This window comes from Guptibacillus spartinae (genome assembly GCF_028610625.1).
GTDB classification, from domain to species: domain Bacteria; phylum Bacillota; class Bacilli; order Bacillales; family Guptibacillaceae; genus Guptibacillus; species Guptibacillus spartinae.
In genome coordinates this window covers 481,954-502,153 of the sequence record NZ_JAQQWU010000002.1, presented here as the reverse complement: position 1 = coordinate 502,153, position 20,200 = coordinate 481,954, and the positions used below count along the sequence as shown (strand labels likewise).

Annotated in this window: 15 protein-coding genes and 1 other annotated feature; of the genes, 9 read left to right on the top strand and 6 right to left on the bottom strand. The window is 39.8% G+C overall.

The features are described from left to right. Nucleotides 1–42: 42 nt before the first annotated feature. Nucleotides 43–3,168 carry a transglycosylase domain-containing protein gene (locus PQ511_RS06485; RefSeq protein WP_273851079.1) on the bottom strand — a complete coding sequence of 1,042 codons (3,126 nt, stop codon included), beginning with the start codon at nt 3,166–3,168 and terminating at the stop codon, nt 43–45. 139 nt (nt 3,169–3,307) lie between these two features. After that, nucleotides 3,308–3,529, top strand: a binding site (T-box leader). Between the two features lie 76 nt (nt 3,530–3,605). Between PQ511_RS06485 and tyrS the strand changes: the two genes are divergently transcribed. After that, complete coding sequence (tyrS, locus tag PQ511_RS06480; RefSeq protein WP_273851078.1) at nt 3,606–4,871, top strand: tyrosine--tRNA ligase; 1,266 nt, start codon at nt 3,606–3,608, stop codon at nt 4,869–4,871. 100 nt (nt 4,872–4,971) lie between these two features. On the opposite strand, the gene rpsD is transcribed toward tyrS, so the two are convergent. Continuing rightward, on the bottom strand, nt 4,972–5,574 hold the full coding sequence (gene rpsD, locus PQ511_RS06475) for a 30S ribosomal protein S4 (protein ID WP_136948553.1): 603 nt from the start codon (nt 5,572–5,574) through the stop codon (nt 4,972–4,974). A gap of 346 nt (nt 5,575–5,920) precedes the next feature. Between rpsD and megL the strand changes: the two genes are divergently transcribed. Further along, nucleotides 5,921–7,105: a methionine gamma-lyase gene (gene megL, locus PQ511_RS06470; protein ID WP_273851077.1), complete on the top strand. Its 1,185-nt coding sequence runs from the start codon at nt 5,921–5,923 to the stop codon at nt 7,103–7,105. An 80-nt stretch (nt 7,106–7,185) separates the two neighbouring features. Here megL and PQ511_RS06465 read toward each other — a convergent pair whose 3' ends face one another. Continuing rightward, nucleotides 7,186–7,671, bottom strand: a complete 486-nt coding sequence (locus PQ511_RS06465; protein WP_273851076.1) for a GAF domain-containing protein — start codon at nt 7,669–7,671, stop codon at nt 7,186–7,188. Nucleotides 7,672–7,822: 151 nt separating this feature from the next. On the opposite strand from PQ511_RS06465, the gene refZ reads away from it, so the two are divergent. Next, complete coding sequence (gene refZ, locus PQ511_RS06460; protein ID WP_273851075.1) at nt 7,823–8,476, top strand: forespore capture DNA-binding protein RefZ; 654 nt, start codon at nt 7,823–7,825, stop codon at nt 8,474–8,476. Here the strand turns inward: refZ and hisJ are convergent. After that, on the bottom strand, nt 8,463–9,296 hold the full coding sequence (gene hisJ, locus PQ511_RS06455; RefSeq protein WP_273851074.1) for a histidinol-phosphatase HisJ: 834 nt from the start codon (nt 9,294–9,296) through the stop codon (nt 8,463–8,465). The two genes, refZ and hisJ, sit on opposite strands and share 14 nt — an antisense overlap. Before the next feature lie 223 nt (nt 9,297–9,519). Here hisJ and ezrA point away from each other — a divergent pair, with 223 nt between their 5' ends. Continuing rightward, a complete protein-coding gene (gene ezrA, locus PQ511_RS06450; protein WP_273851073.1) occupies nt 9,520–11,217 on the top strand; it encodes a septation ring formation regulator EzrA in 1,698 nt (565 codons plus the stop codon). Between the two features lie 84 nt (nt 11,218–11,301). Here the strand turns inward: ezrA and brnQ are convergent, their stop codons facing one another. After that, nucleotides 11,302–12,621 carry a branched-chain amino acid transport system II carrier protein gene (brnQ, locus tag PQ511_RS06445; protein ID WP_273851072.1) on the bottom strand — a complete coding sequence of 440 codons (1,320 nt, stop codon included), beginning with the start codon at nt 12,619–12,621 and terminating at the stop codon, nt 11,302–11,304. A 282-nt stretch (nt 12,622–12,903) separates the two neighbouring features. On the opposite strand from brnQ, the gene PQ511_RS06440 reads away from it, so the two are divergent. From PQ511_RS06440 to mbcS, 4 genes are all read left to right on the top strand, one after another. Then, nucleotides 12,904–14,043, top strand: coding sequence for a cysteine desulfurase family protein (locus PQ511_RS06440; RefSeq protein WP_273851071.1), 1,140 nt, complete (start codon nt 12,904–12,906; stop codon nt 14,041–14,043). After that, on the top strand, nt 14,043–15,245 hold the full coding sequence (gene thiI, locus PQ511_RS06435; protein WP_273851144.1) for a tRNA uracil 4-sulfurtransferase ThiI: 1,203 nt from the start codon (nt 14,043–14,045) through the stop codon (nt 15,243–15,245). The genes PQ511_RS06440 and thiI overlap by 1 nt, the downstream gene beginning before the upstream one ends. 89 nt (nt 15,246–15,334) lie before the next feature. Further along, the gene (locus tag PQ511_RS06430) at nt 15,335–15,529 is read left to right on the top strand and encodes an alpha/beta-type small acid-soluble spore protein (protein WP_224593098.1); all 195 of its coding nucleotides are present in this window, start codon (nt 15,335–15,337) and stop codon (nt 15,527–15,529) included. 166 nt (nt 15,530–15,695) lie between these two features. Further along, entirely contained in the window at nt 15,696–17,273 is a 1,578-nt protein-coding gene (gene mbcS, locus PQ511_RS06425) for an acyl-CoA synthetase MbcS (protein WP_273851070.1), read from the top strand. Between the two features lie 63 nt (nt 17,274–17,336). On the opposite strand, the gene murG is transcribed toward mbcS, so the two are convergent. Then, nucleotides 17,337–18,404 (bottom strand): undecaprenyldiphospho-muramoylpentapeptide beta-N-acetylglucosaminyltransferase, encoded by a 1,068-nt coding sequence (gene murG, locus PQ511_RS06420; protein WP_273851069.1) that lies wholly within the window; start codon nt 18,402–18,404, stop codon nt 17,337–17,339. Nucleotides 18,405–18,569: 165 nt separating this feature from the next. Here murG and PQ511_RS06415 point away from each other — a divergent pair, with 165 nt between their 5' ends. Beyond that, nucleotides 18,570–20,165, top strand: a complete 1,596-nt coding sequence (locus PQ511_RS06415; protein WP_273851068.1) for an amidohydrolase — start codon at nt 18,570–18,572, stop codon at nt 20,163–20,165. Nucleotides 20,166–20,200 lie beyond the last annotated feature (35 nt).

The following is a 20,200-nucleotide window of genomic DNA, read 5'->3' as shown; positions in this document are numbered from 1 at the left end:
ATCAAAAACAGCCTGCAGCGATTGCTGCAGGCTGTTTTCTTATTACTCGTCAGTGCTTGTATTGTTCGTGCTATTAGAATTATTTCCACTATCATCGCCATTTGTAGTACTGTTGTTTCCAGAATTATTTCCATCACTGGAGTTATTACTGTTTGTATTTCCATCGCTATTGGTTGTTTCTTCAGTTGAAGATGAATCGTCTGAATTGTTCGATTCATCCCCCCCGTTGTTTGTGGTGTCATTTTCGTTTTCTTCGTTACCCGATGCATCATCATTACCTTCATCGGTTGAAGGCTCTGTTGCTGGTTTTTTCTCGGGTTTTGGCTCTGGTTTTTCTGACCAATCTCCACTTGTTACTTTAGCAGAAGCTCCTGATTCGTTACCAGCTACATCAACCGCTGTAACGTAATAAGCATATGCACCAGAAGGAATGTTGAATGAGCTACCATCAGAAGCTTTTATACTTCCTAGTTTCGTAAAGGAACTGCTACCGTTTGAAGCGCGATAAATGCGATAACCAACAATATCGCTCTCACCTGAAGCACTCCAATTCAGGGTTTTCCCACTAATCGAAACGCCGCCAACAGCTCCCGGTTTTTTTCCGTTCTCTGAAGCCGTTTTACCTTCTGAGACAATATTTAGATTTTTAAATTCGGATGGTAAAAGTGATGCCAAATCGACTCCCGAGAAGTAATCTTCTTTAATCATCACACCGCTCGACACAAACTCTGCTGGAGTAGAACTAAGTGCCTGATAAGTTGTACCATTGATGACAACGTAACGTCCTTCAGTCAAGCTGTCATCAACTTCTGTTGGTACGTACTTTGCATTGAAGAGGTCCGTTTGAACAAGGCCAGCTTTCTGACAAAGGTCAGATGCAAGCTTACCTGAAATGCCACAGAACGAACGCTGCACAATACCAGTTGGCATTTTAAATGATTTTTCTGGGTCCATTATTTCAGGCTTTTTATCATAAGCAGCATTAGCAAATAATGCCCATAAGTTCTTGTTTCTGTTGGCATATTGACTATCCATACTGATTTGTTTATCGTATCCAGTCCAAACACCTAGTGAAACATTAGGATTAACGGCTACAAACCAAGAATCATAATAGTTCTGACCTGTTCCGGTTTTTCCTGCCCAATCCGAAGAGAATTTTAATTTGTTTGGGATGTCTTGTGCGGTCCCTTGATTAACGACGTCTCGCATCATATCAATCGTTAGGTAAGCAGTTTGTGGACTGAATACATCCACCGGCTTTGTTTTTTGTTCGAAAATTGTGTTTCCGTCACGATCCACTATTTTATCAATTAAGTAAGCATCGACAAATTTTCCGCCATTAGCAAATGTACCAAAAGCATTCGTATTTTCTTCTACACTAACGCCACGTTGAAGGGCCCCAATTGCCATTGACGGATTGGTTCGGTCATCAAGTGTCATTGTACTAAAGCCCATCTTCACTAAATAGTTTGTTGCTTCAACTGGGTTCATCTTATTATAAACTCGAACCGCTGGAACGTTATAAGATCTTTCTAACGCTTTACGTGCTGTCACAAGACCATGATAGTTCGATGAATAGTTGCCTGGATTGTAGCCCTCTTTAATTGGTAAGTCTGGGACAATATAGCCAGGTTGAACCTTTCCAAGCTCCATAGCAGGTGCATAGTCAAGCAAGGGTTTCATTGTAGAACCATTTGAACGATAAGCATCTGTAGCATGGTTTAGCTCTTCTTCAGCGAAGTCTCTCCCTCCAACGAAGGAAAGAATTTTTCCTGTTTTATTTTCGATTAAGATACTACCTACTTGCATTGGAAACTCTTTACTTTCAAGTTCTCCAGTTTCAGAGTTTTGTACAGAAATTGTTTTAGAACTTTGGAAGTAGCTTCCATTTTCTAATACTTTGTCGCGAGCACTATTCATAGATTCATAAATATCTTTGTCGATTGTCGTGTAAATTTTGTATCCGTTTTTTCGAAGCTCTTTCTCTGCATTACTCATAAATTCAAGGAAAATTTCAGAATCTTCTTGAACTTCTTCCCATTTCAAATCCATTTTCTTAGCTATTTCAGTTGCAGATCTTCCAGTAACGTTAGCATCATAAGTTATTTGGTTGTAATAGTCTACACTCTTCGCAAGCTTCTCTCCATCATATCCTTCTTCATCAGCGATCTGCTGGGCAAGTACGCGCTTCGCACGATCTTCAATTTCAAATGTAAGGTATGGGTATTTCTCAACTGGTGATGGTGAAGATTTCGCCAGGTTTTTTTCGATATCATAGTCTAGCGCCTTGTTGTACTCATCTTCGGTAATCGTTTCTTCTTCATACATGCGGTAGAGCACAAATTCCATCCGTTCAATTCCGGCTGAAAGATCATCTTTTACCTCACCCGAATTTGTAAAAGGGGTGTATGTATAAGGGTTTTTAGGAATACCTGCGATAAAGGCTGCCTGTGGCAAGTTTAAATCACTTGCATTGACGCCGAATATGCCCTGTGACGCAGCTTGAACGCCAGCAATATTATTACCAGAGGCGTTTCGACCATAAGGGACAATGTTAAGATAAGCTTCTAGAATTTCATCTTTATTGAAGAAATTTTCGAGCCGAAGCGCGAGCAACATTTCTTTTGCTTTTCGTTCAAATGAAACTTCTCTCGTTAAGATTTGGTTTTTTACGAGCTGCTGGGTAAGTGTACTCCCACCACTGCGATCAGCTGAATTCGTGACTTCTTGTAATACGGCTCGTCCAATTGCTTTTGGTACAATACCGTCATGATCATAAAAATATTCATCTTCTGTGGAAATGACTGCCTTCTGTAGAAGAGGAGAAACGTTTTTTAACTCAACTTCTTTTCGCTCAATATCAGAGCGGAAGTTTCCAAGAAATACGTCTCCAGCAAAATAGACCTCACTGGTTTCTTCATAGTTATAAACGTCACTCTTCATCTCATCGTAAGAGCGAATCGGTTCATCTTTTACAAGCGATGCAAAATAGCCTGCACCAACACCTCCGGCGAAAAATGCGCCCATTAGACCAAGCACTATAAAGATAAGAAAAAGATTCCAAACGACTTTATAGGCGATTCTTGAGCCAGTTAAAATGTTGTATTCTTGTAATCTATCAATGAACGCGTTCCACTTCTGCCTGATAGAAGAAAAAAGCTCTCGCATTCCTATACCCCCTCAAATTAATCCTATTTATTATAGCATATGTCGTCGAGATTTGTATAAACTGGTAGGAAGTTCAGTAGGCTTAGAATTGACATGGTTTTTCGTTTGTGATATTAATTTAAATAGCGTTTTTAATGAACGATATGCGGTGATTGGATGAAGTAGCCTTTTTCTCCCTTTTTCAGAGAGCTGGTGGTCGGTGCGAACCAGTATAAAGGAAAATGCGAATTACCTCCATGAGCATCTAATGGGAAAGACAATGTCTGTGTAGCATTAGACGGTTCAGGCCGTTATCCTGACTGAGTGGAAGAAATCTATTTTCTTCAACAAGGGTGGTACCGCGATCAAACTCGTCCCTTTTTAGGGATGGGTTTTTTTGTGTTTTAATAACTGTATTAAACGGAAATACTACACGATTAACAAAGGGAGTCGATCACATGCACATTTTAGATGAATTAGAAGCAAGAGGCCTATTGAACCAGGTAACAGATCGAGAAGGATTAGAAAAAGAGCTTACTGAAAATCGAATTGCTCTTTACTCAGGATTTGATCCAACAGCAGATAGTCTTCATATTGGTCATCTTTTGCCGGTATTGGCACTTCGTAGATTTCAACTTGCTGGTCATACGCCGATTGCACTTGTTGGTGGGGCAACTGGACTTATTGGTGATCCTAGTGGCCGCTCGAATGAACGTACGTTAAATTCCGAGGATATCGTGAAGGAATGGACGAACAAATTACAGGGACAGCTTGCACGTTTTTTAGATTTCGAAACAGAAACGAATGCTGCCAAGGCTGTAAACAACTATGACTGGATCGGCGAATTGAACGTTATCCCATTTCTTCGCGATGTAGGTAAGAATTTTGGTTTAAACTACATGCTTGCAAAAGATTCAGTAACATCACGACTTGAAGCAGGGATTTCTTTTACTGAGTTTACGTACATGATTCTACAATCGTATGACTTCCTTCAACTGTATCGGAAAGAGAATTGCCGTCTGCAAATTGGAGGCAGTGATCAGTGGGGGAATATTACAGCTGGGCTTGAATTGATTCGTAAAGAAGAAGGAAGCGAAGAGTCATCGAAAGCTTTTGGTGCAACCTTCCCACTTGTGACGAAAAGTGATGGATCTAAATTTGGTAAATCTGAAGGTGGCGCAATCTGGTTAGATGCTGATAAAACTTCTCCTTATGAGTTCTATCAATTCTGGATCAATACAGATGATCGTGATGTTGTGAAGTTTCTTTATTACTTTACGTTCTTAAGCATTGACGAAATTAAAGAAATTGAAAAGAAGCACTTAGAAGCTCCAGAAAAAAGAGAAGCGCATCGTACGTTAGCTGAAAACGTAACGAAGCTTGTGCACGGAGAAGAAAAGCTTCAGCAGGCAATTAATATTTCGGAAGCTCTTTTCAGTGGAGATATTAAGCAATTAACGGCAGATGAAATTCGTTTAGGGTTTAAAGATGTTCCTTCTTACCAAGTAGAGGATCTTGAAAAGGGACTGATTGATTTATTAGTCGAAGCAGGTATTTCACCTTCTAAGCGTCAGGCAAGAGAAGACGTAAAGAATGGAGCTGTATATATTAATGGTGAACGCTGTCAGGAAATGGACAAAGTGATTTCAGAAAATGATCAAATTGAAAATCAGTACGTGATTATTCGAAGAGGGAAAAAGAAATACTTTCTCCTTACTTATTAATCTTTAAAGAAGAGACGCGTTAAGCGTCTTTTTTTATATTTTCTAGCTATGTTGACATAATAAAAACCCCGGAATAAATTCCGGGGTTTTCTGAAACAGCTTAACGAGAGTAGTACTCAACGATAAGAGCTTCAGTGATTTCAGCAGGAAGTTCAGAACGCTCAGGAAGACGAGAGAACGTACCTTCAAGCTTATCTGCATCGAAAGTAAGGTATTCTGGAACGAAGTTGTTTACTTCGATTGCTTCTTTAATGATGTCAAGGTTGTTAGACTTCTCACGAACGCTGATCACTTGACCAGTCGCTACGCGGTAAGAAGGGATATCAACGCGTTTGCCATCGACAGTGATGTGGCCGTGGTTAACTAGCTGACGAGCCTGACGGCGAGTACGAGCTAGACCCAGACGATAAACGAGGTTATCAAGACGAGCTTCAAGAAGAATCATGAAGTTCTCACCGTGAACACCTTTCATTTTACCAGCATCATCGAAAAGACGACGGAATTGACGCTCAGTCATGCCATACATGTGACGAAGCTTTTGCTTCTCTTGAAGCTGAAGTCCATATTCAGAAAGCTTTCTACGCTGGTTAGGTCCGTGTTGACCTGGAGCGTAAGGACGCTTTTCCAATTCTTTACCTGTACCACTTAGAGAAATACCAAGACGACGAGAAATTTTCCAACTTGGTCCTGTATAACGAGCCATATTTAGCTCCTCCTTTATACCATTATTATTGGTATAAAATAAAAACAGTGTCGTGATTCCGAATTGCGCACATTGTGTTTTCACACGCCTTCACCTCGACAGCCGGAGGTTACGCGGCGTACCTATTAAAAGGAACACAATGAAATCGCAGCCCGTCACGCTGCTGCCCATTCTTATTTTACACAAATGCAATTGTAACTCTTTCGGGTTAAGATGTCAACTTTAGTAGGAAGGAAAGAAACATGAAGAACTTGTCCTTTATTATAATATAGATAAATACCTCTTCACCTTATAATTGAAAACGCTTACAATAATAGTGTGACGTGCGATTTTATAACAGGGGGTTATGACTTTGAAAGGAAAGCATCGCTTTGAAACGAAAACAATACATGATGGATACGAATCAAAATCACATCATAATAGTTTGGCATCACCAATCTACCAAACATCCACTTTTACATTTGAAACAGCTGAAGCCGGTGAAAAAAGGTTTGCTGGTGAGGAGCCTGGATACATTTATTCTAGATTAGGTAATCCTACTGTTCGCATGTTAGAAGAGAGAATGGCTTCTCTTGAAAATGCGGAGGCAGGATTAGCTTTTGGTTCAGGCATGGCAGCTGTATCCGCGGTTCTTATGCATCTTGTGAAGTCAGGTGACCATATTCTTTGCTCTGAAGGTGTGTATGGCTGTACTTTCGGCTTGCTCAAAATGATAGAAAATAAGTTTGGGATTGAGCATGACTTGCTTCCGCTCGATTCAATGGAACAAATTCGTCAGGCGATTCGTCCGAATACAACAGTGATCTATATCGAAACACCCATTAATCCGACATTAAAATTAATTGACCTAGAAATGATTTCTTCGGTTGCAAAGGAGAAAGGAATTACGGTAGTTGTCGATAACACATTTTCAACCCCTTATTTACAACGTCCAATGGAGTTTGGATGTGATATCGTATTACACAGTGCTACCAAATATATTGGAGGGCATGGAGATGTGGTAGCGGGACTTGTCGTGAGCGATCAGGAAACAATTACTTCTATTGCAAAGAGTACGCAAAAAGATATTGGAGGCATTCTATCTCCTTTTGACGCGTGGTTGCTTCTTCGAGGGTTAAAGACTCTCCCTATCCGAATGGATCGGCACTGTGCGAATGCTAGACGGGTAGTTGAAAAGTTGATTAATCATCCGGCAGTAACGAACGTGATGTATCCAGGACAAGAAGCATCACCCTCTTTTTCGATTGCGCAAAAGCAGATGAAAAGCCCAGGTGGGTTAATAAGCTTTGAAATAAAGGGTGGTAAACAAGAAGCGCAACATTTTATGAATCACTTAGAGATGATTAAAATTGCGGTTAGTCTTGGTGATGCAGAGACGTTAATTCAGCATCCTGCTACAATGACACACGCAGTTGTTCCTATAGAAGAGAGAAAAAGAATGGGGATTAGTGAATCGCTCATTCGTCTTTCGATTGGGCTTGAAGCCTGGGAAGACATATGGGAGGATATCGAACAAGCTCTTGAAAAATAAAATAAACGTCCGTTGGAATAAACTTCTCAACGGACGTATTTTATTTCGGAAGTTCTGTGAATGAAAATATATTTCTTTATTTAGAGGAAATCTTGCAATGCTACAGTGAATTTTTCTAAGTACTCTTGATCCACGTCATCAAATCTCCCCACTTTAGGGCTATCAATGTCAAGAACTCCAAGTAAGGTACCATTAGAAAACATAGGTACAACTATTTCGGATAGTGATGCAGCATCACAAGCGATGTGTCCAGGGAACTCATGAACATTTTCAACTCTCATGGTTTTGCCTTCTTTCGAGGCGGTACCGCATACGCCTTTTCCATTCTGAATTCTAACGCAAGCAGGTAGTCCCTGGAACGGACCTAAAACAAGTTGATCGGTTTCTTTTTCGTATAAATAAAAACCAACCCAGTTCACGTCTGATAAAAACTGATTTAATAATGCAGAAGCATTGGCAAGATTGGCAAGCTGATTTGTTTCACCATCAAGCAATGCTCTTAATTGTTTAATTACCATTTGATAGTCTTTTTCTCTTTTTCCAGAATAGGATTCGACTTCAAACATCTCAAAACACCTCTTCCTTAACTCGAAATTATGAATATCATATCAAATCTTGTTGATTAACACACATATTTTGTCGCACGATAATTAAAGGAATAGACGGGAAATGAACGAATCAGTTAGTTATGATCGAACTCTTTGGAGGTGGTTCCTAGTGAAACAGGAGCGAGATACAGTATCGAAGCGAAGTGTCATCCAGGCCGCCATTCAACTCTTTAATACGAAAGGATTTCATGGTACTTCAGTTCGTGATATTGCGAGTAAAGCTGATGTAAACGTGGCGTTGATCTCTTATTATTTTAATGGAAAAAAGGGATTGGCAGAGTTTTTGATGACTTCTTTTCTAGAAGGGTACGTCAGTGAGATCGAAACGGCTTATCAACAGCTAGAAACGCGTTCAGCGAAGTCATGTTTAATTGAAGCAATTCATCGCGTGATGGAATATCAATACTTGAATAGACAGTTAGCTCGATTTGTCCACCGTGAAATTACGTTTGATTCCGTTCTTATTCGTGAAATTATGACCACGTATCTTTCGAAAGAAAAGTATTATTTCACGAGGATTTTTGAAGTGGGTTTTGCAAGAAAGGAATTTCGTCCTCAACCAATTGATTATCTTGTGATGCAAATGAAAGGGATGCTTTCGATGCCTTTTTTACACCCTCAATATATTCTTGAAGTGCATCATATTCAACCAAATGAACGTTATTTTATTGAGAAATATAACAAACAGTTAAATGAATGGATTCAATTAACTGTTTGTAAGGACAAGAAGTGGGAGGAGCGCCCGCTTGTTATGAACGGTTAAATTTATTCGGCATTTGAAGCTGTTGCGTAATCAATCTATCTGCTCCTTGACCAATCCCTTTTGCACTATGGGCGTCGGAGCCATAGACGAGAGGGATTTCTCGTTTTACCGCTTCTTGAACGACTTGATCGCTTGGATAAGGTTCACCGCAAAGCGGCTTTACTGTTCCAGCACCATTGTAGTCCAGGGCATAATCCCTCTCCTTAATTGCATCAAGAATGCTTATGATTTCTGTATTAAATTTATTATGAAATGGGTATTTTTTTTGGAATTTATTTACGAGGGTGATATGTCCCATTCGTGTTGGTTTAAAAGCTCCTAAATTTGAGTGAACGGACTTTAATACAGTTTCATAATATTTCTTATGAACTCTCTCAACCGATCCTAACGAGTGAACCAAGTCATAAAAAGCCTCAGCACTATAATCAAGACAGGTATAATTATCGCCTTGTTTTATAAAGTGGACAGAAAGAATAGCATCATCTAAATATGGACCAATTGAATCGAGTAATTGTTTTGTTTCTTCCTCAAATCCTTCAACATAATCGACTTCTAGTCCACTATTAATTTCAATGGACCCCCTATATTTTTCCTTCAGTTGTTGAATGGAATTTAAATAGCAGTGGACATCTTCCCACTTCATCCCGCTGTCCTTATTTGGAACTGGGTCAATGAAGCTTTTTGGCAGAGGCGCGTGTTCTGTAAAGGTCATTCCTTTATAACCTGCTTGGAGTGCTGCTTCTACGTACTCATCAAATTGATCATTGGACCCGTGTGGACAAAAAGGAGAGTGGATGTGTCCATCGTATAAAATATTCATTCTAAAGCACCTTCTTTCAAAAAATGAAAAAGTTTATAATAGAATCAAGGATTTTAGCTGTCGAATATTGAATTTATTTAGTCAAAGAGGTAATTACATGGTATCATAAAAACATTAATGAATTTCCTACATAGTTGTTTACAAACGATCTATATCTGATGATTTAGACTGCTTAATGAGCATGCATACATAATTTGATGATGTGGAAGAAGGGGTGCTTCCGTTGGAGTATATTGTCATTGCGATTATTTTACTGGTTGCCGTCATATTATATGGCACTTTTGCGAGAAGAAAAATATACAATGAAATCGATCGTCTAGAAGAATGGAAGATTGATATTTTGAATAGACCTGTAACTGATGAGATCTCAAAAGTGAAGGGATTAACGATGTCAGGTCAAACGGAAGAGAAATTTGAAAAGTGGCGGGAAGAGTGGGACGAAATTGTTGCAGTTAAACTTCCAAATCTAGAAGAACAGCTCATGGATACAGAAGAAGCTGCTGAGAAATATCGTTTTCGCAAAGCGAAAACGACACTCGTTGAAACCCAAGAACGGTTAGAGCAAATTGAGAAGCGAATTGAACTGATGTTAGAAGATATTAATGAGTTAGTTTCAAGCGAAGAACAAAACCGTACGGATATTATCTCGGTTCAAGAATTATTCAGAGAAGCAAAACAGCGTCTTCTGTCGCAGAATCGTTCCCTTGGAAAAGCTTTTCCAACACTTGAAACAGAGCTTGAAGAGCTGAAACAGAACCTTAAGCATTATGAACAATTAACAGGAGAAGGAAACTATCTTGAGGCTAGAAGCGTGTTAATCGATATTCAAGAGCGATTAACGGCAGTTCAGGATAAAATCGCTATAACGCCAGAGTTAATTGCTCTTGTTCATACACAAATACCTTCTCAATTAAAAGAACTTGAAGATGGAACTTCTGCAATGGCGTCTGAAGGGTATGTTCTTGATCACTTAGAAATTCAGGATCATATCGATCAGGTAGAGTCAGATCTAATTAGATGGGAATCTTCGATTGAAAAAACTGAAGTCGAAAATATGAAATCAGAAATCGATGCCGTACGAAGGAGCATTGAAGGTCTTTATGACCAATTAGAATCTGAGGTTGATGCAAGGCATCTTGTTACAGAGAAGGTAGAAGAATTAGAGCATGAGTTGTTCAAAACAAATTCACATCTTCAGGATTTACAAGAAGAAACGAATGTGGTGCAACTAAGCTATCGGTTAGAAGAACAAGAATTAAATATGGTAAAAGATATTGAAATGAAAATCTCAGATATGCATATCCGATTTAATGCTGTTCAAGAAGCGGTAGAAGGCAATCAGCAGGCATACACGACACTAGCTGAAACCGTCCTCTCTCTAAAACAAGATCTTGCTACGATTGATCACGAAATGCAAATTCAGAAAGAAAACTTGCATATGCTTAGGCGAGATGAGTTGAAAGCACTTGAGACGATTAAAGACTTGAAACGGCAGTTAATTGAATCGAGAAGGATGATGAAATTAAGTAACTTACCAGGCATTCCTGCCTCCTATCTCGATGGTTATGAATTAGCAGAGGATATTATTATTGAATTAAGCGAACGTCTTTCAGATGTCCCGCTTGATATTTATCAAATTAATGAAGTGTTAGGTGACGCAGAACGTGCAGTTGAACATAGCACAGAAATTACGAAGAAGCTTGTGGAAGACGCTGTTTTAACGGAACGATTAATCCAGTTTGGAAATCGTTACCGTGGTAAATATCGAAGTGTAGATGAACTGCTCCAAAAAGCAGAAGATCACTTTAGGAAATATGAATATGATGATGCGCTATCCACTGCGGAAGCAGCCATTGAAAAAGTAGACCCACAGGTACTTCAATCGCTCAAAGAAGATGTTAGAGAACCTGTGAAATCGTAGCTCTCCTTTCGAGGAGGGCTTTTTTTAGCTTCATACAAAAAAGGACGACGAAAAAACGCAGGCAAAGTCTCCTGCGTTTTTGGATTACGATTTTTTGTTACTTGTTTTAGAGAGTAGAAGTCCAATTCCAGCACCTATAAGGGCTGGAATAATCCAACCAACACCCTCATTATAAAGAGGTAAGGATGCCATCATTCTCATACCGGGTAGAACGATCCCAGCTCCTTCTAAAGCATTTGGGACACTGATGAAGATCGTTAAGATAATTGCTCCCCTATACACATAGTTGTGAATAGGAATGACATTATTAATAAAGGTGAGGAAAATTAAGACAATGGCGATCGGATAAATGGCGATCAGAACAGGCAAAGTAAACGTAATTAGCTGTGTGAGACCAAGATTAGCGACCAATGTACTAAATAGCGTCACAATTAAAATGACAGTTTTATAAGAAAGTTTGGAATAGGTTTTAGAAAAATATTCTCCGCACGCTGTTACGAGACCAACGGATGTTGTTAAACAGGCGAAGGTGATTGCTGCGCCAAGTAAAAGAGCGCCAAATGTACCGAATAGATAGCTTGCAATACTGGATAGAATCTCTCCTCCATTATTCGCAGACCCGACAAGAGACGTGCTTGTGGCACCGATGTATGCAAGTGAAAGATAAATCGCTGTTAATCCAGTCGCTGCAAGAATGCCAGCTTTAAGAACAGCAATTGAAACGGTTCTACGATCAGTGATTCCTTTATTGTTAACTGCCTGTATGACGACAATCCCGAATACAAGAGCTGCAATTGCATCCATCGTAAGATAACCTTCAATAAAACCTTTAAAGAAAACGCCACTTTCATAATTAGCAGAAGGCGTTGATAATGGCCCAGGAGGGTTAATAAATGCTCCGATGATTAAGCTGCCAAGCACTAAAATCAACAGTGGAGTAAGTATTTTTCCAACGCGGTCCACTAATCGTGTTGGATTTAGTGATAACCCGAATGTTAATCCAAAAAAGATAAGTGTATAGAGAAACAAAGGTAGTCCATTTACATTTGTTGATTCGTTTAGAAATGGCACAATGCCAATTTCAAAGGCAACCGTTCCTGTTCGTGGAATGCCAAAGAATGGGCCAATTGCCAGATAGAGAATTGCCGTAAATATAAGTCCGAAAAGTGGATGAACTTTTGAAGCGATATCTCTCAAACTTCCACCTGTTAGTCCAATAGCGGTTACGCCAAGAAGAGGGAGTCCAACACCTGTAATAAGAAAACCGGCTGTGGCCGTCCAGATGTTTTCACCTGCAGAGTGTCCAAGCGCTGGAGGGAAGATCATATTACCGGCTCCTAAGAAAAGCGCAAAGAGCATTAATCCAATTGTAAATATATCCTTATTCGATAATTTTTGTTTCATAATGGCCTCCTGAGTCAACTGTTTAACATGTCCTAATTTTCGGACTTCATATTAACACAATTGGGCGATGAATCATAACGTTTCTATTAATGATTAATTATTCTGACTATTTTCCGCCGTTTCATACATGGGGTAATAGTAATTTGGTAATATCCCCCATGGAAGAAGACCTCTAAAATAATAGAATCTCAATCCTTAAGTTGGAATAATTGATTTGGTAATTGCTTTAACCTATGGTAGGATTATTAGTTGGAAATAAAAGATGACTGAAGGTGTCATAATATGATTTATTTGGATAATAGTGCTACGACGAAACCTTACGAAGAAGCACTCGTTGCTTTTCGCACAGCTTCTGAACAGTTTTTTGCAAATCCTTCTTCTCTACATCGAAAAGGAGGAGAGGCAGAAAGGCTGCTTCGACAAGCAAGGTCAAGCATAGCAAATTTATTAAACGTTAAAATAAATGAAATCATCTTTACATCAGGTGGAACTGAAAGTAATAACCTTGCGATAAAAGGGACAGCATTACAGTATTTGAATCAGGGAAAACATCTGATCACTAGCAGTATTGAGCACGCATCTACCTTAGAGGCATTTCGACAGCTCGAATCCCTAGGTTTTAAAGTAACTTATCTATCAGTTGATCAAGAGGGGAAGGTTTCTTTAGACGAGTTAGCAGCTGCCCTTACTTCTGAAACAATTCTAGTATCCATCATGCATGTGAATAACGAGCTTGGATCGATCCAACCGATTAAAGAAATAGGACAGCTTATAAAAAAGAAATCACGTGCGCTATTTCACATTGATGATGTTCAAGGCATAGGAAAAGTACCGCTTGACTTTGAGGATGTGAATGCCGACTTCATTTCATACTCAGCCCATAAATTTCACGGGTTAAAAGGCAATGGCTTACTCCTTAAGAGAGAGAAAGTTGTCTTATTTCCACTCCTCTCAGGTGGAGGACAGGAACATGAAATTCGTTCAGGTACAGAAAATGGCCCGGGAATTGTTGCAATGGCAAAAGCGCTTCGCTTGTATTTAAATAAGGCAAAAGTTCATAAAGACACGCTTGAAACGTTAAGAGGGGAATTGTTAGATGAATTATTAAAAGTAGACGGTGTCGAGTTGAATAGTACTCTCTCTGGGACACCACATATCGTGAATTTTTCCATCCCCGGTATTAAACCAGAAGTACTCATTCATACGCTTGAGGAAAAAGATATTTATGTTTCGACGCGTTCGGCGTGTTCATCAAAAGTTGCCGAAGCAAGCCATGTTTTAACAGCGGTTGGCTTATCCGAAATACGAGCAAAATCTGCGATTCGAATTAGTCTTTCTTTTGATACAACAAAAGATCAACTCGACCTGTTTCTTAAAGAGTTGCAAAGGGCAATACCAAAACTAAAACAAGTAATGAGGTAATAGCTATGTATGATCATATTATTCTTCGCTACGGTGAAATTTCTCTAAAAGGAAAAAACAGAAAAGGCTTTATTACATCTTTGAAAAAAAGAGTGAAGCAAGTATTATCTGATTACCCATCAATTGAAGTGCATCAATCTTTTGATCGGATGATTGTAAAACTTAATGGCGAAGATCCAGAACCAATTCTAAAAAAACTTAAAACAATCTTTGGAATTCATTCTTTAAGTGTAGCTATTAAAACAGAACACGATCTAAACTTAATTAAAGAAAAAGCATTACAGTTAGTAAAAGATCAAATGGGCGATGCGAGTATGACGTTTAAGGTTACTGTGAGAAGGCCATTTAAACAGTTTCCACATCGTTCCCAGGACATGAACCGCGATATAGGTGGCTTTGTCCTTAGTCACACAGAGAAATTGACAGTGGACGTCCATCATCCTGATATGGAGTTGAAAGTGGAAGTGAAGCAGGATGGTGCTTATCTTAGCTGCAACAATTCCGAAGGTGCAGGTGGATTGCCTACTGTGCAAGAGAATAAAGTCATGTTGATGTTATCTGGTGGTATTGATAGTCCTGTTGCAGGCTATCTTACGATGAAACGAGGTGTGAAATTGGAGGCTGTCCATTTTCATAGTCCACCCTTTACGAGCGAACGATCAAGACAAAAAGTGGAGGACCTTGTTAAAGTTCTTTCCCGCTTTGGAGGCGACATTCGCCTTCATATTGTGCCGTTTACTAACACACAAAAAGCGATTCAAAAAGAAATGCCAGATAACTATAGCATGACGATTATGAGAAGAATGATGATGCGCATTACAGAAAAACTTGCTGAGAAAAATAATGCATTGGCCATTGCAACAGGAGAAAGTCTTGGACAGGTTGCGAGTCAAACGATTCAAAGTATGAATACAATTAACGAGGTAACAAATTACCCGGTATTAAGGCCGCTTATTTCGATGGATAAAATTGAAATTATGAGGATTTCTAGAGCAATTGATTTGTATGACATCTCCATTCGCCCATATGAAGATTGTTGTACGGTATTTTTACCAGAAGCTCCGAAAACAAAGCCTAAACGTGAGCACGCTAATAAATTTGAACAATACCTACCGGTTGAGGAACTTGTCGAGGAAGCGGTAAATGGGGTTGAAACAATTATTATTAAAGAAAAAGACGATTCCTTTGGAGAGTTGCTGTAGACTTCCAGCATTTTACCACGCTACCATAAGTTAATGAGGATAACACCTACTTGTCTATCACATGATATTGACAAGGAGGTGAATAACTTATGGCAAACACAAACAAACTTGTAGTACCTGGTGTACAACAAGCTTTAGATCAAATGAAATATGAAATTGCTTCTGAATTTGGTGTGAATCTTGGACCTGACTCAACTTCACGTTCAAATGGTTCAGTTGGTGGCGAGATCACAAAGCGTCTTGTTCAGCAGTCTGAACAGCAGTTCGGAGGATACTCCAAATAATTGAATAAATTGGCTCGGAGGAAGATGCATAAGCATCTTCCTCTTTTTTTAGTTGGTTCATCCTCGGTTAAGTCATTACGGTCGATTCTGTTTTAAATTTGAATGGATTCAAAACTTTCGTACTTTTGTGTATAATATAACTATTACATAATAGAGGAGGCACACTATGCAAGACTTAATTGCACCAGAATATTATAATTTAACAAGTGAAATGGAGCGCTTTGCTTCTAACGGAGACAAGGTGGCTTTACACTGGCGAAGTGATCAAGGTCATGAGCAAGAAATCACATACAAGCATTTATTTGAAAAGGCGAACCGCATTGCTGGCGCTTTAACAAGTGAAGGGTTAGCACCCCAGGATCGCGTTCTTATTATGATGCCTAGACTAATTGATACATACGCTGTTTACATTGCCTGTCTAAAAGCAGGTCTTGTTGTTATTCCCTCCTCGGAAATGCTGCGAAAGAAGGATTTGGTCTATCGAATCAATCATTCAGAAGCGAAGGCAGTTATCTGTGAATCACAGTTGACTGAAGCATTTGCAGGTGTAGAAGCCGATGCCCCCTCATTAAAATGGAAGTATAGTGTTGGAGAGGAAGCGGAAGGGTGGATTTCTCTACTTCAGAAATCTGAAAATGAAAGCGCTTCTTTCGAAGGTGTGAAAACTTTGCGTGATGATATGGCGTTTCTTTCCTATACGTCAGGCACGACCGGAAATCCTAAAGGTGTGGTCCATAGCCATGGGTGGGCGTATGCTCATCTAAGAACATCTTCTTCGTCCTGGCTTGATATTCAGGAAGGGGACCATGTTTGGGCAACCGCAGGCCCCGGCTGGCAAAAGTGGATCTGGAGCCCATTTGTTGCTACGTTAGGTAGTGGAGCTACTGGATTTTTATACAGCGGTAAATTTGATCCTGAAGCGTATTTAGGTTTTCTTTCTCAATACGATATTAATGTGCTATGTTGTACGCCAACAGAATACCGACTAATGGCTAAAGTAGATGGTTTGGAACGCTTTAAGCTACCTGCGCTTCGAAGCGCAGTCTCAGCAGGAGAGCCACTTAATCGAGAAGTGATTGATACGTTTAGAAAGTATTTTCAAATTGATGTAAGAGATGGCTATGGTCAAACAGAAAATACGTTGCTTGTTGGTATTTTAAAAGGGATGGAAGTAAAACCAGGATCGATGGGGAAACCAACCCCAGGAAACCAGGTGGAAATTATTAATGAAGAGGGAGAGCCGGTCCAAGTTGGGGAAGTTGGAGATATTGCCGTGCATAAAGATGTGCCAGCTCTCTTCAAAAAGTACTATCAAGATCAAGAGCGCACACAAATGGCATACAGAGGGGACTATTACTTAACAGGAGATAAGGCTTCTAAAGATGAAGATGGCTATTTTTGGTTTGAGGGCAGAGGTGATGACATCATCATTAGTTCAGGCTATACGATTGGCCCTTTTGAAGTAGAAGATGCTCTCGTGAAACATCCAGCCGTTCAAGAATGTGCTGTTGTGGCAAGTCCGGATGAAGTAAGAGGAAATATCGTCAAAGCTTACATTGTATTAAAAGATGCGAGTCATGCAGGAGATGCATTAACTCGTGAGCTTCAAGATCATGTGAAAGAGTTGACGGCTCCATATAAATACCCTCGTAAAATTGAATTTATTGAAGAACTTCCAAAGACAACGTCTGGTAAGATAAGAAGGATTGAACTCCGTCAAAAAGAAACGCAGGGTGCGTCTTAAAGAGTACAGAATAAGATCTTTAGAAAAGAAAAAAAGAGGACCGATTTGTTGGTCCTCTTCTTCTTATTTTGCATGGCTCTTAATCAATGCTTCGATTTTATTTGCTTGATCCCCCGCATTGTCTTGTTCCATTGCTTTTAAGTATGTTGTGCGCTTTTCGTAGGTTTCACGAACTAATCTTAAAAAAGAAGCGTCGGTTAAATCTTCCTCCAACAAAACATTCGCGTAGCCTGATTTCTGGAATGATTGCGCATTTAAGATTTGGTCTCCTCGACTTGCGGCTCTTGACAAAGGAATGAGCAACATGGGTTTCTTTAATGCAAGAAACTCAAAGATGGAGTTAGATCCAGCTCTCGAAACAATTAAGTCAGACATTGCTAGCAAGTCAGGAAGCTCATCTGTGACGTATTCAAATTGCTTGTAACTGTTCATTTGTAGCGTTTCATCAACCTGTCCTTTACCGGTAAGGTGAAGAATATCGAACGTTTGTAGCAACTGATTAAGCTGGTGGCGAACAGCTTCGTTAATTCGCTTGGCTCCAAGACTACCTCCCATAATGAGCATTACTGGCTTTGTTCCACTAAATCCAGCAAAGGACAAACCTTTTGAACGATCACCACTTTTAAGTTCATCTCGTACAACCGCTCCAATATATTCGGCTTTATTTTCAGGAAGATGCTTGACCGTTTCTGGGAAAGTGGTACACACTTTTGATGCGAAAGGTATGGCGACTTTATTGGCGAGGCCAGGAGTTAAATCAGATTCATGAATAATGACAGGTACACCATTCATTTTTCCTGCAATGACTACAGGGACTGAAACAAACCCACCTTTTGAGAAAATAACAGAAGGTTTTTCTCGTTTTATAATGGAGAAAGCTTCTCCCACGCCTTTAACAACTTTAAAAGGGTCTTTAAAGTTATTCCAATCAAAGTACCTTCTTAATTTACCGGTAGCCACGTGATGATACGTAACGCCTTTAACAGGTTCAATAAGCTGCCGTTCGATCCCTTTCTCTGATCCAATATAATGGATATCCCAATCGTCTTCTAGAAAACGCGGAATAAGAGCTAAGTTAACTGTGACGTGTCCGGCCGAGCCGCCGCCTGTAAATAATATTTTCTTCTTCAAAGAGATTTCCTCACCTTCAACAATTGTCTTGCACTTTCTCTTAGTTATTCTTATTGTATCATGATTGAAAAATCAACCAAGAGTTTGAAGAAAAACCAGAAGATTCACAGTTTATAATAGGAATGATACAATAAGCTCACAATTGGCATAAAGGGGAGAACATCAGTGGGAACTCTTTGGTTTGGTGGCAAAATTTATACGCTTGAACATGAACATGAAACAGTAGAAGCTGTCTATACAGAAAACGGACGTATTAAAAAGGTTGGGTCTAAATCAGAACTCACATCAATGTTCGGAAAAGAACTGACAACCCAACATGATTTAAAAGGCAATGTTATGATTCCTGGTTTTGTAGATAGTCATCTTCATATGATTGGTCATGGTGAAAAGCTACTTCGACTTGATTTATCAGAAGCTGATTCGGCTGAAGAAATGAAAAGACTTCTTATAAGTAAAGTTAGTGAGGCAGCGCCGAATGAATGGATCATCGGAGAAGGATGGAATGAAAACAACTTCCATGATCGTAAAATATTTCATCGTGACGAATTGGATGAAATCGCACCTCACCATCCAATGATGTTAACGAGGGTATGCCGACATGCCATTTTGGCTAACTCGATAGCCCTTACTCTTGCGGGAATTACAGATGAAACACCAGACCCTGAAGGTGGGGTTATTATCCGCGATAATGATGGTAGAGCCACTGGATATTTACTTGACCGTGCTCAGGAATTAGTGAAAGATACCATGCCAGAAGTAAGTATTGAATTCCTCGAAAAAGCACTATCGCGTTCAGTGGATGATCTTGTAGCTCAGGGGGTAACAGGGGGGCATACGGAAGACTTAAATTATTATGGTGGCTTTACTCGGACGTATGAAACCTTCCTAAATGTGATTAATGGACAAAGAAAATTTAGAGCAAATTTACTTGTACATCATGAAGTTATTGAAGAGATGCGCAAACAGGGACTTGGGTTTGGGGATGGAACCAACTACGTTGAGCTCGGAGCTATGAAAATTTTTGCTGATGGGGCCCTTGGGGGACGTACCGCTTTGCTTAGCCTTCCATATAATGATTCTCCTGACACCTCAGGGGTTGCGATTCATAGCATTGAAGGCCTCACGGAACTTGTAAAGAAAGCAAGAGCTCATGATATGCCTGTCGCGATTCATGTTATTGGTGACCTGGCGCTTGAGTATGCAATTGAAGCCATTGAACAGTATCCTGCTCCATATGGCTTAAGAGATCGTCTCATCCATACTCAAGTGGTGCGCGAAGATTTATTAACACGATTACAGCAGCTTTCAGTTGTTCTTGATATTCAGCCAAGGTTTGTGGCCTCTGATTTTCCTTGGGTAATGGAACGTCTTGGGGAAAAGAGAATGGGTCTTTCTTTTGCCTGGAAAACGCTTCTTGATAGTGGAGTGCCCATTGCTGGTGGATCAGATGCGCCTATTGAACCGGTTAACCCTTTGTTGGGCATTCATGCGGCCGTTACACGTAAGCGTCCAGATGAAAACCATAGTGGGTATTATCCAGAGCAAAAGCTATCGATGTTTGAGAGCGTCTGTCTGTTCACAAAAGGAAGTGCGTTCGCAATTGGAAGGGAATGTGAAAGAGGTCTAATTAAAGAAAACTTTGATGCGGATTTTACTGTTTTAGATCGAGATATCTTCCAATGTGATCCTGATCTTCTTCTTTACACAAATGCGGTGATGACGGTTATTGATGAAACAATTGTATACAAAAAAGAAGGATAAAGGAGAAAAGCGCCGCGTGATGCGGCGCTTTTCGT